Origin of the sequence: Chamaesiphon sp. VAR_69_metabat_338, from assembly GCF_031423935.1 — a bacterium.
In the GTDB taxonomy this organism is placed as follows: domain Bacteria; phylum Cyanobacteriota; class Cyanobacteriia; order Cyanobacteriales; family Chamaesiphonaceae; genus Chamaesiphon.
This window is the reverse complement of sequence record NZ_JANPGM010000669.1, coordinates 1-2,236: the sequence shown is the minus strand read 5'-3', so window position 1 is coordinate 2,236 and position 2,236 is coordinate 1. Positions and strand designations below refer to the sequence as shown.

3 protein-coding genes are annotated in these 2,236 nt (G+C 46.9%); 1 reads left to right on the top strand and 2 read right to left on the bottom strand.

Annotated features, from left to right (window positions below; genetic code table 11):
* On the top strand, positions 1-835 hold an 835-nt coding region (locus tag RMO84_RS18515; protein WP_310489912.1), incomplete at its 5' end, for an alpha-isopropylmalate synthase regulatory domain-containing protein.
* A gap of 77 nt (positions 836-912) precedes the next feature.
* Here RMO84_RS18515 and RMO84_RS18510 read toward each other — a convergent pair.
* Together RMO84_RS18510 and RMO84_RS18505 are read right to left on the bottom strand one after the other, a co-directional pair.
* Positions 913-1,311 (bottom strand): TIGR02588 family protein, encoded by a 399-nt coding sequence (locus RMO84_RS18510; protein ID WP_310489911.1) that lies wholly within the window; start codon positions 1,309-1,311, stop codon positions 913-915.
* Positions 1,308-2,204: a TIGR02587 family membrane protein gene (locus RMO84_RS18505; RefSeq protein WP_310489910.1), complete on the bottom strand. Its 897-nt coding sequence runs from the start codon at positions 2,202-2,204 to the stop codon at positions 1,308-1,310. Before RMO84_RS18505 ends, RMO84_RS18510 begins: the two co-directional genes overlap by 4 nt.
* Between the last annotated feature and the right edge of the window lie 32 nt (positions 2,205-2,236).

Genomic DNA, 2,236 nt, shown 5'->3' with positions numbered 1-2,236 from the left:
CAATCTCACCCGCTTGACGCAAGTGAGTAGGTTTGTCAGCGAAGTGGCAAACGTCGCGCCGAATGATTATGCCGCCTTTGTCGGCAAGTGCGCCTTCAGTCATAAAGGCGGTATCCACGTCTCCGCCGTCGAACGCAATCCCTTCACCTACGAACATATCGCCCCCACTCAAGTTGGCAACGAACGCCGGATTGCGATTTCTGAACAGTCGGGATTGAGCAATGTGCTGATCAAAGCTAGCGAGATGGGTTTGACACTTACTAAAGAAGATCCGCGCACGCGGCAGATTTTAGCCAGACTTAAGGAATTGGAATATCAAGGCTACCAATTTGAAGGAGCCGAGGCAAGTTTTGAACTCTTGATGCGCGAAATTCTCGGTCAAACGGCGACGCTGTTTACAATCCAAGATTTTCAGGTACATTGCGCGATTATCCCCGAACGAGACTACGCCAACGCCACCAAACACCACTCCCTGGCGACGATTAAAATCGCCGTCGATGGTCAAAATATCCTCGAAGCCGCCGAAGGTAATGGCCCCGTTTCCGCTCTTGATGCCGCCTTACGCAAAGCTTTGAGTCAGTTTTACCCCGAACTCAATAAGTGCTATCTCACCGACTATAAGGTGCGAATTATCGATGGTGGTGCCGGAACTTCCGCCGTGACGCGGGTATTAGTAGAATCGAGCAATGGTTTACATCGCTGGACGACGATCGGTGTCTCTGATAATATCCTCGAAGCATCTTATCAAGCTGTCGCCCAAGGGATTGAATACGGGTTACTGGTTAAGTCGCCACAAACCTGTAGTTTGGTAGATATTGAATTAGTTGGGAGTTAGACGATCGAATTGTCGAAATAAGCTACCTAGCCAATCGAAAGTAATGATGAATAGCTACAAGCAATAACCGATCGTGGTTAAGGTTTTCGATAGCTAGTAACGCGCAAAATTAACTTGCCGTTTTGGGGATTGCGGCTAAACAAAAATACGCCTTCTTCGGCTTCGCCTCCGGCTAAGAAATCGAATTGCTGTTCGCCCGTTTCTTCGACATCTCGATCGATCCGCAATCGGGCAGTTACACGCACGGCATCAGCCGTATCTCCTCCCTTGTTAGTGAGGGTAAAAGGTACATAAAAACTGCCATCAGCTTGGCGGATCTTACCGCTCCGTTCGATTGCTAAAACTGGGGGTCGATCTCCGACTTTCACCCAACTATAAAGTACCAATCCCACAATCCCAGCCACAATGCTCGATGCGATGCCAAATGTTACCCATTCGGCAACAGATCGCTGTTGTTTTTGTTCGGATTCACTCATACCACGATCCGTCCTGCTGCACCACCAATTGAGGCTGGCAATCCTAGCACGATCGCATGGCTCAACCACACTGTCCACGGATCTTCAAAACTGAGTTGATGGAAAAACCACAACATTAATAACCCAGATAGTAATGAAACAATATAAGCGATGAAAGTCTCAGTAATCGGTCGATGAAATAGACCTGTCTGTTGGTAACGTTTAGCTTGGTTGGTTAAACCAGCCACAAACACAATCCCATAGGAAATTAGTAAAGAAGCGGCGATTGTAGCTAGTAGCCAAGGCGGCGTCATTGCTGATGCCAACATCGGTACCTCTTGCGTTGGTGCGATTGTGAATGCAATAAACAGAGCACCGATCGAAGTTGCACCCACATCTGCGAGAGTAGCATTAATTTCTGCGGTTTTAGACTGTGAAGATGAAGATTTCGGTGTGTTAGTATCTCGACTGCGATCTCCACTTAAAAATGAATCGGCAACAGCTACACCCAGCGTAAACGGAACGCTTTCATAAATAATTTTGCCCACTGCTTCATTAATTGATGTATTGAGATCGATCTGTCGCAATAGCACCAAAGTTAAGGCCGTACATACAAATCCAATTGCCAAAGTTTGAATACTATCGATCGAGGTATCGCGCATTGTCGTATCGACTGTGCCGCGAAACCCTTCTGTCCGAATCAGTAAAAAGACAACGACAAAGTTAGTAAATAACGCGATGAGCATTGGCAAAGGTTCGGCATACGAACCAATCCACCAAACTTCCATCGTGTAGAGTAATGGAATCCCAAACAAAAAGCCACTTGCGGCTCCTCGGATCGAGTCTCTAATTTCTTTCTTAAAAGCTGTTCGAGCAGAAGTAGGTGACGTATGTCTATTGTGGCCTTTCATCATCGTCTGCCAATACTTGTTCGATTGTCACAAGA

Bases quoted from the DNA above. Each gene is read 5' to 3' on its own strand.
- RMO84_RS18510 (WP_310489911.1), bottom strand. From the start codon at position 1,311: ATGAGTGAATCCGAACAAAAACAACAGCGATCTGTTGCCGAATGGGTA.
- RMO84_RS18505 (WP_310489910.1), bottom strand. From the start codon at position 2,204: ATGATGAAAGGCCACAATAGACATACGTCACCTACTTCTGCTCGAACA.